This is a genomic window from Leifsonia sp. 71-9, assembly GCF_001898805.1.
GTDB lineage: Bacteria > Actinomycetota > Actinomycetes > Actinomycetales > Microbacteriaceae > Leifsonia.
Genome location: NZ_MKVJ01000018.1, coordinates 160913 through 174890 on the forward strand (window position 1 = coordinate 160913; position 13978 = coordinate 174890).

Annotated in this window: 7 protein-coding genes; 5 read left to right on the plus strand and 2 right to left on the minus strand. The window is 72.0% G+C overall.

What is annotated here, in order from left to right:
* Positions 1–8 precede the first annotated feature (8 nt).
* On the plus strand, positions 9–3362 hold the full coding sequence (locus BGO91_RS13620; RefSeq protein WP_290473280.1) for an ATP-dependent DNA helicase: 3354 nt from the start codon (positions 9–11) through the stop codon (positions 3360–3362).
* On the opposite strand, the gene BGO91_RS13625 is transcribed toward BGO91_RS13620, so the two are convergent.
* Complete coding sequence (locus BGO91_RS13625) at positions 3293–4366, minus strand: phosphotransferase (RefSeq protein WP_290473281.1); 1074 nt, start codon at positions 4364–4366, stop codon at positions 3293–3295. The two genes, BGO91_RS13620 and BGO91_RS13625, sit on opposite strands and share 70 nt — an antisense overlap.
* 63 nt (positions 4367–4429) lie before the next feature.
* Here BGO91_RS13625 and nudC point away from each other — a divergent pair, with 63 nt between their 5' ends.
* Together nudC and BGO91_RS13635 are read left to right on the plus strand one after the other, a co-directional pair.
* On the plus strand, positions 4430–5449 hold the full coding sequence (gene nudC, locus BGO91_RS13630) for an NAD(+) diphosphatase (RefSeq protein WP_290473282.1): 1020 nt from the start codon (positions 4430–4432) through the stop codon (positions 5447–5449).
* The gene (locus BGO91_RS13635; RefSeq protein ID WP_290473283.1) at positions 5446–7218 is read left to right on the plus strand and encodes an ATP-dependent helicase; all 1773 of its coding nucleotides are present in this window, start codon (positions 5446–5448) and stop codon (positions 7216–7218) included. Before nudC ends, BGO91_RS13635 begins: the two co-directional genes overlap by 4 nt.
* Before the next feature lie 915 nt (positions 7219–8133).
* Here the strand turns inward: BGO91_RS13635 and BGO91_RS13640 are convergent.
* The gene (locus BGO91_RS13640) at positions 8134–9477 is read right to left on the minus strand and encodes a zinc-dependent metalloprotease (RefSeq protein ID WP_290473284.1); all 1344 of its coding nucleotides are present in this window, start codon (positions 9475–9477) and stop codon (positions 8134–8136) included.
* A gap of 159 nt (positions 9478–9636) precedes the next feature.
* On the opposite strand from BGO91_RS13640, the gene BGO91_RS13645 reads away from it, so the two are divergent.
* Together BGO91_RS13645 and BGO91_RS13650 are read left to right on the plus strand one after the other, a co-directional pair.
* A complete protein-coding gene (locus tag BGO91_RS13645) occupies positions 9637–10773 on the plus strand; it encodes a PDZ domain-containing protein (RefSeq protein ID WP_290473285.1) in 1137 nt (378 codons plus the stop codon).
* Positions 10774–10898: 125 nt separating this feature from the next.
* Positions 10899–13823, plus strand: a complete 2925-nt coding sequence (locus BGO91_RS13650) for a UPF0182 family protein (protein ID WP_290473286.1) — start codon at positions 10899–10901, stop codon at positions 13821–13823.
* Positions 13824–13978: the final 155 nt, after the last annotated feature.

Consider the following 13978-nt stretch of genomic DNA (forward strand, 5'->3'; position numbering starts at 1 on the left):
GGACGACCGTGAACGACGAGAACGTGCTGGAGTGGGCCGCGGCGGACGCCGACCTCGACCTGGTCGAGCAGGCGCTCACCCTCGACGAGCCGGACGCCGACGCCGAGCGCGCTGAACGGGCGGTGCGCCCCGTCAGCGCCGTGGAGATCGCCAGGGCCCTCGGCCTGCCCGAGCCGACGCTCCAGCAGCAGGCGGTGATCGAGGCGCCGGTGCGTCCGGCCATCGTGGTCGCCGGAGCCGGCAGCGGCAAGACCGAGACGATGGCCAACCGGGTGGTCTGGCTGCTCGCCAACGGGCACGCCCGCGTCCCCGAGATCCTCGGCCTCACCTTCACGCGCAAGGCGGCGGGCGAGCTCGCCGCGCGCATCCGCACCCGGATCGAGCAGCTCGTCGCGTCCGGACTGACCGAGATCGCCTTCGACCCGTTCGAGTCGCCCGAGGTGGCGACCTACAACGCGTTCGCGAACGCGATCTTCCGCGAGAACGCCCTGCTGATCGGGCGTGAGCCGGAGTCGGCCGTCCTGAGCGAGGCGTCGGCGTGGCAGCTCGCCCGCCGGCTCGTCGTCGGGAGCACCGACGAGCGCCTCGTCGACCTCGAGCGCGGGGTCGACGCGGTCACCAGCGCCGTGCTCACCCTCAGCCGGGCGCTCAGCGAGAACGTCGCCGAGGCCGCCGACGTCGAGCGCATGGTGGAGGGGTTCTCCCGCGTCGTCGAGCTCCCCACGGGCAACGGGCGCGTGAAGGACGTCTACGCCTCCGTCCGCTCCGCCGTCGCCGCGGTGGGCTCGCTTCCGCCGCTGCTCACGCTCGCGGAGGCGTTCGCCGAGGAGAAGCGGCGTCGCGGCTTCGTCGAGTACTCCGATCAGGTGGCGCTCGCCCTGACCATCGCGGAGCGCCTGCCCGCGGTGGTGGACGACTACCGCCGCCGCTTCCGGGTCGTCCTCCTCGACGAGTACCAGGACACCTCCGTCGTCCAGACGCGGCTGCTCTCGAGACTCTTCGCCGGGCAGGCCGTGATGGCCGTCGGCGACCCGCACCAGTCCATCTACGGCTGGCGCGGCGCGAGCGCCGCGAACCTCGGCCGGTTCTCCGTCGACTTCACCGGGCAGCGGCCGGGGGCCGCGCACGGTGGCGCCGACGAGTACGCGCTGAGTACGAGCTGGCGCAACCCCACCCGCGTGCTCGACGCCGCGAACACCCTCGTCGCGCCGCTCTCGGCGGCCTCGCCGGTGCACGTCGAGCTGCTGCAGCCGCGGCCCGGGGCCGCGGCCGGCGAGCTGACGGCGGAGTTCGGTCAGACCGTGGCGGACGAGGCCGAGGCGGTCGCGGCGTGGCTGGGGGAGCGGATCGCCGATCGCGACGCCGACGGCGTGCCCCCGAGCGCCGCGATGCTGTGCCGCTCCCTCAAGAAGATCGACGTCTTCACGGCGGCCCTCGCGCGCCGCGGCATCCCGTACCACGTGCTCGGGCTCGGCGGTCTGCTGGAACAGCCGGCCATCGCCGACCTCGTGAGCGCCCTGCGGGTGATGCACGACCCGACGGCCGGGTCCGAGCTCATCCGCCTCCTCACGGGCGCACGGTGGCGCGTGGGGCCCAGGGACATCGCGGGGCTCCGCCGGGTCGCCTCCTGGCTCTCGACGCGCGACCACCGGTTCCAGGAGCTCGACCCCGAGGTGCGGGACCGGCTGCGGCGGTCCGTCGCCGGGGAGGAGTCGGCCTCGCTCGTCGACGCCCTCGACTTCGTCGTGGAGGCGCCCGAGGGTCACTCCAAGCTCGAGGACATCAGCGCGGTCGGACTGGAGCGGATGCGCGACGCCGGCCGCCTGCTCGACCGCCTGCGGTCGCGGGTCGGCCTCGACCTGCTCGATCTGGTCACCCTCGTGCAGCAGGAGCTCCTGCTCGACGTCGAGGTCGCCGCGAACGAGTCGGCGCAGCTCGGCCAGGCGAGCCTCGACGCCTTCGCCGAGCAGGTCGCCTCCTACCTCGCCGCGGACGACCGGGCGACGCTCGGCTCGTTCCTGGCGTGGCTCGCCGAGGCCGAGCAGCGCGACAACCTCGCGCCGCGCAGCGAGGACCCGGAGCCGGGGACGGTCCAGATCCTCACCATCCACGGCGCCAAGGGGCTCGAATGGGATGTCGTCGCCGTCCCGCGCCTGGTGGACGGCGAGCTCCCCGGCCCGCCGCAGAGCCGCAAGGGCTGGCTCTCGTTCGGGCAGCTGCCCAACGAGTTCCGCGGGGACTCCGCCGAGCTCCCCGTGCTCGCCTGGCGCAACGCCGAAGACCAGAAGCAGATCGACGAGTCCATCGACGCGTTCGAGGCGGAGAACCTGCGGCGGCACCTGGAGGAGCAGCGGAGGCTCATCTACGTCGCCGTCACGCGTGCCCGGGAGCGGCTGCTCCTGACCGGCTCCTACTGGTCGACGCAGACCCGGCCGCGCGGGCCCGGGGCGTACTTGCTCGAGCTGCAGGCCGCCGGGCTCCTCCCCGCCGACGCCTTCCCGGAGTGCGACGAGCCGGACGAGAACCCGCTCTCCCTGACCGCGCAGACCCTCACCTGGCCGCTGGACCCGCTCGGGACACGTCGCGACCGGGTGCAGGCGGCGGCCGACGCGGTGCGGGAGCGGCGTGAACGCGGTGCCGCGACGGGAGGGGTCTACGCCCGCGACCTCGATCTGCTGCTCGCCGAGCGCGCCCGGCGCGCCGAGGACGCCGGGCTCGTGGAGCTGCCGACCCGCATCCCGGCGTCGCGCTTCAAGGACTACATCTCCGATCCCGCGACCGTGGCCGCGACGCTGCGCCGGCCGATGCCGGAGCGGCCGTACCGGCAGACGCGGCTGGGCACGCTCTTCCACCGGTGGGTGGAGGAGCGATTCGGCGCCCCAGCGGGCGGGGCGGACGAGCTCGACGCCGCCGCGACCGAGCTCGACGACCCCGCCGGCGAGCTGCTGGAGGCCGAGCGGCTCGCGGAGCTCCAGGCCACGTTCGCCGCGAGCACCTGGGCGGGCCGGCGGCCGGAGGAGGTCGAGCTCGAGATCCACGTGACCCTCGCAGGCCAGGTGGTGGTGTGCAAGCTCGACGCCGTGTACCGGAGCGACGACGGCGAGCACGAGTACCAGATCGTGGACTGGAAGACCGGCAAGGCCCCGCGCGACGCCGAGGACCTGGAGCGCAAGCAGTTGCAGCTGGCGCTCTACCGGCTCGCGTTCGCCCGGTATTCCGGCGTCGACCCGGCGCTCATCGACGCGGTGTTCTACTTCGTCGCCGACGACCAGGTGGTGCGGCCGGAACGGCTCTACGAGGAGGAGGAGCTGCGCTCGCTCTGGTCCTCCGCGACCGGCTTCATCCCGCCCGAGCGGCCGTAGCCGTCCGCCCGGTCGCCGGGGGTGCGGTCGAGCATCGCCTCGACGTCGTCGATCGCCATGATCGGGCCGGTGGCGTTCGAGAGCGGGTTGACCGCGTTGCTGTGGACCCGGTCCACCAGGCCGTCGAGCATGGTCACGGCATCGTCGACGATCTCCTGGTCGCGCACCTCGCGGCCGTGCAGCAGCCAGCGGGCGACCTCGAGCTCGGCGTACAGCATCGCGCGCTGCGTGAACTGACGGTCGGTGGCGACCTGACGCGCGGAGGCGTAGGCCGTGAGCGCGCCGTCGGTCGCCTCGGCGTTCATGGCGAGCAGCCAGTGCAGGTCGCGCGCCGGGTCGCCGACGCGGAGCGCCGACCAGCCGAGGACCGCCGTCACCGAGTCGCCGTCGACGAGGAACGAGTCCGCGGTGAGGGCGCCGTTGATCACGGTGGGCTGGAACTGCCACAGCGAGTGGTCCGCCGTGGCGTCGCGCCAGCGGTCGCGGAGCGCGGTCGGCAGCAGGCCGGTGGCGGCGGCCGCCTCGATGAGCGAGGTCGCGGAGCCGAGGGAGTCGGCGGCGGAGAGCACGGGCAGTCCGGCCTCGCCGACGAAGCTCGTCGGCAGGGTGTGGATGGCCGCGATGGCGTGTCCGATGGAGCCGGCCAGGCCGTCGCCCGGCGGGATCTCCTCGACCGCGACGTGCTCGCCGGGGAGGAAGTCGTAGACGAGGGCGCGAGTGCTGCCCACCGGCGCCTGGCCGAGGAACTGCGGCACGTCGAACGGCAGCCGGCTGCGGATCCCGGTGGTCAAGGCGCGGAGCGCGACGAGGTCGGCGCTCTGCTCCGATTCGGCGGACTGCGAGAGCGGGACGCGGACGATGCAGACGCGGCCGTCGCGCTCGTCGAGCAGCGCGGCGTCGAACTCGCCTGCGCCGTCGCGGGAGTAGCTGCGGGCGCCGGAGACGGCGAGGTCGGGCACGGCCGAAGCGGCCAGCGCGGCTAGAGTGAGGTGGGATCTGGCCATGGTTCCTAGGCTAAATGGACATCCGCGCGTGGGCTCTGATCGCCACGCCTTGAAAGGTTCTCGATGTCGTCCGCACCCCTCTCCGCCTCGCTGAGCGCCCTCCCGCTCTCCCGTCACGCCGTCGACCGCGACCATGCCGCTCGGTCGCGCCCCGCGCTGTTCGACGAGCTGTGGGAGGAGCAGGGCACCCGGGTCCTCGCGCTCTGGAAGGGGAGAGCGCTCCTGACGCCGGAGAGCGTCCCGGCCGCGACGCCGTCCGGCGACGGGTGGAGTGCGCCCGATGCCGGCGAGGCCGCCCTGGAGCTGCTTCCCGTCGAACGCGTCACCTCCGCCCTGCTGCGCGTCTACCTGGGCCGGACCCTCGTCGCCACCTCGACCGAGCCGGTGGGCACCGCCGTCGTGCTCGAGGTGCTGACGGACGCCGCGGCGCAGGAGCTGGAGCCGGACGAGGCGCGCTGGGGCAACCTGCGCACGGTCGCCACGGCGCTCAGCGACCGCGACGCCGGTCTCTTCACCGAGGCGCTCGCCATCGCGAACTGGCACGCCTCCCACACCCACTGCCCGCGCTGCGGCACCCCGACGGTCGTCCAGCAGGCCGGCTGGGTGCGGCACTGCTTCGAGGACGGCTCCGAGGTCTTCCCGCGCACGGATCCCGCCGTGATCGTCACCGTGCTCGACGCCGACGACCGCCTCCTGCTCGGCTCGAACGCCATGTGGGAGCACACCCGCTACTCGCTCCTGGCGGGCTTCGTCGAGCCGGGGGAGTCGTTCGAGTCCGCCGTCGAGCGCGAGATCTTCGAGGAGGCCGGCATCCGCGTCGTCGACGCCCGCTACAAGGGCTCGCAGCCATGGCCGTTCCCGGCCTCGGTGATGGTCGGGATGACGGCGCGGCTCGCCGACGACCAGGCCGCGTCCGCGCTCGCCCCGGACGGCGAGGAGATCCTCGACCTGCGCTGGTTCAGCCGGCACGAGCTGTGGGAGGCCCGCGAGCAGGTCATCCTGCCCGGCCGCTCCTCGATCGCGCGCGCCCTCATCGAGGACTGGTACGGCGGATCCCTCGACGAGCCCCCGGCGGCGCCGTGACCGAGGGACCCGCCACTCCGGCGGCCCTGCTCGCGGGGCTGGACGCCCAGCAGCGGGTGGCCGCGGAGGCGCTGTTCGGTCCCGTGTGCATCCTCGCGGGTGCGGGCACCGGCAAGACCCGCGCGATCACGCACCGGATCGCGTACGGGGTGGCCTCGGGCGCATTCACGCCCAATCGCGTGATGGCGCTCACCTTCACCAACCGCTCGGCCGCGGAACTGCGCGGCCGCCTGCGCCAGCTCGGCGCCGGAGGCGTCGCCGCCCGCACCTTCCACGCGGCGGCCCTGGCCCAGTTGAACTACTTCTGGCCGCAGGTCACCGGCGGCCAGCTCCCGAGCGTGCTCGACGGCAAGGGGCGGGTGCTCGGTCACGCGGCCGAGAAGCTGTCGCTGCGCGTCGACACCGCCATGCTCCGCGACATCGCGGCCGAGATCGAGTGGCGCAAGGTCTCGGGCCTGACCCTCGACCAGTACGCCGACGCGCTCACGACCCGCCCCCTCCCCGGCACCCTCACCGCCGAGCAGCTCATCGACCTGCACCGGACCTACGAGGAGCTCAAGGACGAGCGCAAGCAGATCGACTTCGAGGATGTGCTGCTCGTCTGCGCCGGGATGATCGAGATGGAGCCCTCCGTCGCGATGCAGGTGCGCGAGCAGTACCGCTACTTCGTCGTCGACGAGTACCAGGACGTCTCGCCGCTGCAGCACCAGCTGCTCGGGCTGTGGCTCGGGAGCCGGCGCGACCTCTGCGTGGTCGGCGACGCCAGCCAGACCATCTACTCCTTCGCCGGCGCGCGCAGCGAGTACCTTCTCGGGTTCGAGCGCGAGCACCCCGGCGCGACCGTGGTGCGCCTGGAGCAGAACTACCGCTCCACCCCCGGCGTGATCGCCACCGCGAACCGGCTCATGCGCGGACGCTCCGGGGCGCTCACCCTGCACGCCGCGGCGACCCAGCGCGCGACCGACGGCGCGCGAGACGTGGCGGACGTCGTGGCGCCCGCCGCCTTCGCGGACGACCGGGCCGAGGCACGCGCCGTCGCCGAGCAGATCGCGGCCGAGCTCGCGGCCGGCGCCCGCCCCGAGAGCATCGCCGTGCTCTATCGCGTCAACGTGCAGGCGGCCGTGCTCGAGCAGGCCCTGGGCGACCTCGGCATCAGCTACCAGATCCGCGGGTCGAAGCGCTTCTTCGACCTGCCGGAGGTGCGTCAGGCGATCATGACGCTGCGCGCGGCGAGTGTCGCGGCGACGGACGAACCGCTCTTCAAGTCGGTCAGCGACGTGCTGCGCACCCTCGGGTGGTCGGTCCAGCCTCCCGCCGGGAGGGGCGCGGTGCGGGAGCGCTGGGAGTCGCTGAACGCGATCATGGGACTCGTCGACGGGATGCCGGCCGACGCGACCTTCCGCCGGTTCACGGACGAGCTGCTGGCGCGGCAGGCCGGCCAGCACGAACCCACCCTCTCCGCCGTGACCCTCGCGACTCTCCACGCCGCGAAGGGTCTGGAGTGGGAGTCGGTCTACCTGATCGGTCTCAGCGAGGGACTGGTGCCGATCAGCTACGCGACCGGCTTCGAGCAGATCGACGAGGAGCGGCGCCTCCTGTACGTGGGCATCACCCGGGCACGCCGCCGGCTGCGGCTCAGCTGGGCGCATCGTGGCTCCAACCCCGGTCGGCCGGTGTCGCGTCAGCCCTCGCGCTTCCTGGCGGAACTCGCCCAGCCGGCCCGTCCGGCGCGCGCGATGGCGGTGCCGGAGTCGTCTCCTCAGGAGTGACGGGCAGACCGAGGCACCCGCATTCCGGATGGGGCATATGCTCCCGCGCGACCCAGCCGCCGGCCTCGGGCACGAAGCGGCTGCTCCGTGCCCTGCCGTGCCGATCCGGTGCCGCGGCGACGTCGCCGCCGCGCACCACTGCATCCACCAGCGCAGCGGTGACGGTGGCGACCGCGTCGGACACGAGCTCCGTCTCGCCCGGCCTGTCCCGGGAGTGGAGCTGCGCGGCCATCGCGGGCCACGCGGGGTCGGCATCGGCGCGGTGCAGGTCGACGCAGCGCACGCAGGCCCCGCGGCCCGGACGCACGAGCGGGCCGACCTCCACGCCGCCGTCGCTGAAGACGACCGGCAGGTGAGGGACGTCCCGGCGCAGCCATCGGCCGTGCCGCGACGGCTCGATCGCGTACGAGGCGACGATGACGGCGAGCGTCGCGGTCTCGACCAGGGGGTCGCTCCAGGAGAGGCCGCTCCGCACGTCGACACCCGCTGACCGCAGCAGGCCGACGATGCGCCCCGCCGTCCGGCCCTCGCCGTCCACGACGACGAGGGAGGGGACGGCCGGAGCCTCCGCCGATCGCTCCAGGACGGAGGACACGGTGCCGAGCAGCCGGTCCACCGTGTCGGGAGAGGCCCGGGCGCGCTTGGCGATCATCCGCAGCCCGGCGACGGACACGCCGTCGGCGAGGGCCGCGATCATGCGCTCCTCGGCCACGCTCACCGGATGCAGCACCAGCCGGGGCGCATCGACGCCGAACTGGAGGGTGTCCGGCGTGCGCCAGACCCGGGGGATGCGGGGATCGAGTGCGAGGACCATCCCGTCATCCTGCCCGGGCGCCGGTGCCGTCCGGCCGTTATCCACAGGCCGACCGGGGCTCGGGTGGTCATCCCCAGCTGAGGTGCCCGAGGCGCCGCGGGTCAGTCCTCGGTGGGTCGCCCGGTGTCGTCGCGGAGGAGGTCCTCGATCGCCTGGTCGAGCGCATCCCGCTCCGGCTCGGTGCCGGTGGCAGCCGCCGTGAGCCGCGCCACCAGGGCCGACGGGTCGTCCAGGTCGCCCGCCTGGGGAAGGAGGTCGGGGTGCGACCACAGGCCGTCGCGCGCGTCCTGGCCGACGGCGTCGGTCACGGCCTGCCACATGGCCGCCGCCTCGCGCAGCCGGCGCGGCCGCAGCTCGAGACCGACGAGGGTCGAGAACGCGGACTCGGCCGGTCCGCCCGACGCGCGCCGGCGGCGCACCGTCTCGGCGATCGCGTCGGCGCGGGGGAGGAGGCGGGTCGCGCTCGCGGTGACGACGTCGACCCAGCCCTCGACGAGGGCGAGCACCGTCTCGAGCCGGGCGAGCGCCTCCTGCTGCTCCTCGGTCTTCGGCGGGATGAGCGCGCCGCTGACCATGGCCTCGCGCAGCTCCTCCGGGTTGGCCGGATCGAAGCTCTCGGCGAGCGACTCGAGCCGGTCGGTGTCGATGGTGATGCCCTTGGCGAACGCCGTGATCTGCGTGATCAGCTGCAGCCGCAGCCACTTGGCGTGCCGGAACAGGCTGGCGTGGGCGAGCTCGCGCACCGCGAGGTAGAGCTGCACCTGGTCCTCGGGGATGTCGAGCCCGGCGCCGAACTCCGCGACGTTCTGGGGGATGAGGGCGGCCGTGCCGTCGGCGAGCAGCGGGATGCCGATGTCGCCGCCCGACACGACCTCCTTGGCCAGCTGGCCGACCACCTGGCCGAGCTGCATGGCGAAGAGCGCGCCGCCGATGGAGCGCATCAGCTGCCCGGCGTTCTGGAGCATGCCCTGCATCTCCTCCGGGGCCTGCTCGGCGAGCACGCGGGTCAGCGCGTCCGAGATGCTGAGCGCGACCGGCTCGGCCAGCTGCGTCCACAGGGGCATCGTCTGGCGCGCCCACTCGGCACGGCCGATGAGCTCCGGCGTGCCGGAGAGGCCCGCGACGCTCGTCGCCTGGTCGAGCCAGAGCCCGGCCACGTTGAAGGCCTGGTCGAGCGTGGCCCGCTCGGCCGGGGTGACGGTGTGCGCCCCGTCGCCGGCCAGGGTGCGGGCCTGCTGCTCGGCGATGTCCCAGTTGATGCCGCCGCCGGGGTTCGCCAGGGCGTTCTGCAGCTGCCCGAGCAGCTTCTGGATGCTCGCCGGGTCGTTCGGCAACCCGGCGGCGCCGGCCAGCTGGCTCGGGTCGATCGACGAGTCTCCGGAGAGGAACTCGCGCAACATGTCCCGGAACTCGTCGTCCGGCTCCTTGTTCGGCTCGTCGGCCATCGTGGGCGCCCCTCGTCTCGAAGTGATGCCGCTGCGGTGTGCGGCTTTCAGGCTTGCCATCTACGCTAGCTCCTGATCTCCAAGAGCCGGGTGGGAATCCGCCCCGGTTGCCCGGCGCGCGGTGCGCCCGTGGCGAACACGACCGAAGGGACCTGCCGCGTGAGCCTGTTCACCGACGACGAGCACGCCGTGGCGGAGCCGCAGCCTTCGATCCGGCCGTCGCGCCGGGTCGTCATCGGGTGGGTCTCGGTGCTCGTCGCGTTCGCGCTGACGCTGGTGCTCGCGCTGGCCCCTGCACCGTTCGTGATCGAGATCCCCGGACCGGTCTTCAACACGCTGGGCACGGATCAGCAGGTGGGCGCGGCGAAGAGCGGCGACGCCAAGGAGCTCATCTCGATCCCGGGCCAGAAGACCTACGACACGGCCGGCTCCCTCGACCTGCTCACCGTCTCCGTCGTCGGCAACCCGGACTCGCGGCCCAGCTGGTTCGAGATCGTCTCGTCGTGGTTCCAGCCGAGCCGCGCGGTGCTGCCGATCGACTCCGTCTTCCCTCCCGGCACGACCACCGAGCAGTCCAACGCCGAGAACGCCGCCCTGATGGTCGACTCGCAGCAGGATGCCGTCGCCGCCGCCCTCAACGAGCTCGGCTACGACTTCCCGCAGGCCGTGGTCGTCAAGCAGCTGATCACGGACACCCCCGCTTCGAAAACCCTCAAGGAGGGCGACGAGATCACGAGCGTCGACGGGGCGCAGGTGAAGAGCGTCCAGGCCCTGCGCGACGCGATCGCGAAGAACGGCACGGACACGGCGGCGCAGATCGGCATCCTCCGCGACGGGGCCGCCCAGACCGTCGCCATCACGCCGGTCGAGTCGTCGGGACGCGCCGTGCTGGGCATCGGCGCCGGGATGGATTACACCTTCCCGTTCGAGGTGAAGATCCAGCTCGACAACGTGGGCGGCCCGAGCGCCGGCCAGATGTTCGCGCTCGGGATCATCGACAAGCTGACGCCGGGCGAGCTGAACGGCGGCAAGCGGGTCGCGGGCACCGGGACGATCGACAACGCGGGCAACATCGGCGCGATCGGCGGGATCCGGCAGAAGATGTACGCCGCGCGCGACGACGGCAAGGCGGAGTACTTCCTCGCGCCGGCGTCGAACTGCAACGAGGTGACCGGCCACATCCCGTCCGGCCTGAAGGTCTTCGCCGTCAAGACGCTCTCCGACTCGCTCGCGGTGCTCAAAGCGGTGAGCACGGGAGGCAGCACCTCCGGCCTGCCGACCTGCCCGGCCTCCTGACGCGCTCCGACCCGGCCTGACACTCCCGGGCGGGCATGGCCCAGCGCCGGGCACGGCGTTCTCCAAGCGATGCGCGCCTAGGATGGACCCGATCTGCACATCACGCGAGAGCAAGAGGGCCGCACGTGAGTTCTACTACCGCCGCACGACCAGCAGGACGCCGCCGTGCGGCCGTCTGGATCACTCTCGGGGTGATCGTCGCCCTGGTGATCCTGTTCTTCGTCTTCGCCGGACTCTATGCGGACATCCTGTGGTACCAGCAGGTCGGGTTCCTGAATGTGCTGACAACGCAGTGGTTCGGCGCGATCTCGATGTTCTTCGTCGGGTTCCTGGCGATGGCGCTGCCGCTGTGGGCCTGCATCCAGCTCGCCTACCGGCTGCGCCCGGTCTACGCCAAGCTGAACAGCCAGCTCGACCGCTACCAGCAGGTCATCGAGCCGCTGCGCCGGCTGGCGATGTACGGCATCCCGATCGTGTTCGGCATCTTCGCCGGCGTCTCGGCGTCGAGCCGCTGGCAGCTGGCCGCCGCCTGGATCAACGGGACGCCGTTCGGCAAGACCGACCCGCTGTTCAAGATCGACATCGGCTTCTACGTCTTCGCGCTGCCCTTCTACCGCAGCGCGGTCGGCTTCGCGTCGGCGGTCGTGCTGATCGCCCTGATCGCGACCCTGGCGACCTGCTACCTCTACGGCTCCATCCGCGCCTCCGGACGCGAGGTGCGCATCAGCAAGGCCGCCCGCGTGCAGATCTCGGTCGTCGCGGCGCTCTACCTGCTCCTGCAGGGCGTGAGCATCTGGCTCGACCGCTACGCCACGGTGACCGACTCCAACGTCGGCGACTCGATCAACGGCGCCGCGTACACCGACGTCAACGCGACCATCCCGGGCCGCGCGATCCTGGCCGGAGCGGCCGTGTTCGTCGCGATCCTCTTCATCGTGACGGCGTTCGTCGGCCGGTGGCGGTTCCCGCTGGTCGGCACGGCGCTGCTCATCGTGGCCGCCCTCGTCGTCGGCGCGATCTTCCCGTGGGTGATCCAGCGCTTCCAGGTCGAGCCCAGCCAGAAGACGCTGGAGACGCCATACATCCAGGACTCCATCGACGCCACCAGGGACGCATACGGGCTCAGCGACATCGAGACCATCCCGTACGACGCCAAGACCGACGCCGAGGCGGGCGCGCTCCGTCAGGACGCGCAGACCACCGCGCAGATCCGCATCATCGACCCGGCGATCGTCAGCCCGTCGTTCCGGCAGCTGCAGCAGTTCCGCCAGTACTACGCCTTCCCGAACACCCTCAACGTCGACCGCTACACGGTCAACGGCAGCGAGCAGGACGCCGTGGTCTCGGTCCGCGAGCTGCAGCAGTCGGGTCTGACGAGCGCCAGCAACTGGTACAACAACACCCTCGTGTACACGCACGGCTACGGCATGGTCGCCGCCTACGGCAACCAGCGCTCGTCGGACGGCCAGCCCGTGTTCATGGAGTACGGCATCCCGACGCAGGGCACGCTCGGCCAGTACGAGCCGCGCATCTACTTCGGCCAGCAGTCGCCGACGTACTCGATCGTGGGCGCCCCGAAGGGATCGAAGTCGGTCGAGCTCGACTACCCGGGCGGCGCCGACGGTGCGCAGCAGACCTACACGACGTTCGACGGCAACGGCGGCCCGAAGCTCGACAACATCTTCAAGCGGCTGGTCTACGCGCTGAAGTTCCAGGACGAGCAGATCGTCCTCTCGGACGCCGTGAACAACAACTCGCAGATCCTGTACGACCGCGACCCGATCAAGCGCGTGCAGAAGGTCGCCCCGTACCTCACGCTCGACTCGCAGGCGTACCCCGCCGTGGTCGACGGCCGGGTCAAGTGGATCATCGACGGCTACACCACGAGCGACCAGTACCCGTACTCGCACGTCGGCAGCCTGAGCGACGCCACCGCGGACACCGAGACGCCGAAGCCGGCCTACGCCTTCGACGACATCAACTACATCCGCAACTCGGTGAAGGCCACGGTCGACGCCTACGACGGCTCGGTCACGCTCTACGCCTGGGACGCCAAGGACCCGGTGCTGAAGACGTGGGAGAAGGTCTACCCGTCGACGGTCAAGCCCATCAGCGACATGAGCGCCCAGCTGCTCAGCCACGTGCGCTACCCGGCCGACCTGTTCAAGGTGCAGCGCTCGGTGCTCGGGCAGTACCACGTGACCGACGCGGGCTCGTTCTACTCCCGCGAGGACGCGTGGACGACGCCGCCGGACCCGACGTCCTCGTCGTCCGACCCCACGCTGCAGCCGCCGTACTACCTGACGCTGCAGATGCCGGGCCAGAGCGCGCCGAGCTTCTCGCTCTACACGACCTTCATACCCCAGGCATCCAGCGAGGCCAGTAGATCGGTGCTGAAGGGCTATCTGGCGGTCGATGCGGATGCCGGCTCGACCAAGGGGAAGGTCGCCGCCGGTTACGGCAAGTTGAGACTTTTGTCCCTGCCCTCCAGCGACACCATACCGGGGCCGGGTCAGGTACAGAACACGTTCAACTCCGACCCCACGGTGTCGCAGGAGCTCAATCTGCTGCGCCAGGGCAAGACGGATGTGATCAACGGCAACCTGCTGACGCTGCCGGTGGGCGGTGGTCTGCTCTACGTGCAACCGGTCTACGTGAAATCGACCGGTGAGACCAGCTACCCCTTGCTGCAGAAGGTGCTCGTCGCCTTCGGTGACAAGATCGCCTTCGAGGACACCCTCGATCAAGCGCTCGACTCGCTGTTCGGCGGTGACTCCGGAGCCACGGCCGGTGACAACAACGTGCCGGGCACCGACGCGGGCGGAGGCGGCAGCGGGGGAGGCACCGGCTCCGGCACCGGATCGGGGACCGGAACCGGCACCGGGACGACCACCAACGCGGCACTGCAGGCGGCCCTCCAGCAGGCCAAGCAGGCGCTCGCGGACCGCGAGACGGCCCTCAAGGCCGGTGACTGGACGGCCTACGGCCAGGCGGACGCCCGCCTCCAGCAGGCCCTGCAGGACGCTCTCGCGGCGGAGGGCGGCAAGTAGCCACCGCTCCATTCCTGCCACACCGACGGCGGCCCGTGCGACTCGCACGGGCCGCCGTCGCGTTGTGCGGCCCCTGTGCGCGGACACTATGCTCGGACGCCGCTGTAAGCCGTTCCGTGTGCGATCGCGGGCGGGAGCGCTCCCCATGGATCGGC

What these genes read in the sequence shown, in the direction of transcription:
- nudC (WP_290473282.1), top strand. Translation starts at nt 4,430, where the DNA reads ATGTCGTCCGCACCCCTCTCCGCCTCGCTGAGCGCCCTCCCGCTCTCC.
- BGO91_RS13640 (WP_290473284.1), bottom strand. Translation starts at nt 9,477, where the DNA reads ATGGCCGACGAGCCGAACAAGGAGCCGGACGACGAGTTCCGGGACATG.
- BGO91_RS13625 (WP_290473281.1), bottom strand. Translation starts at nt 4,366, where the DNA reads ATGGCCAGATCCCACCTCACTCTAGCCGCGCTGGCCGCTTCGGCCGTG.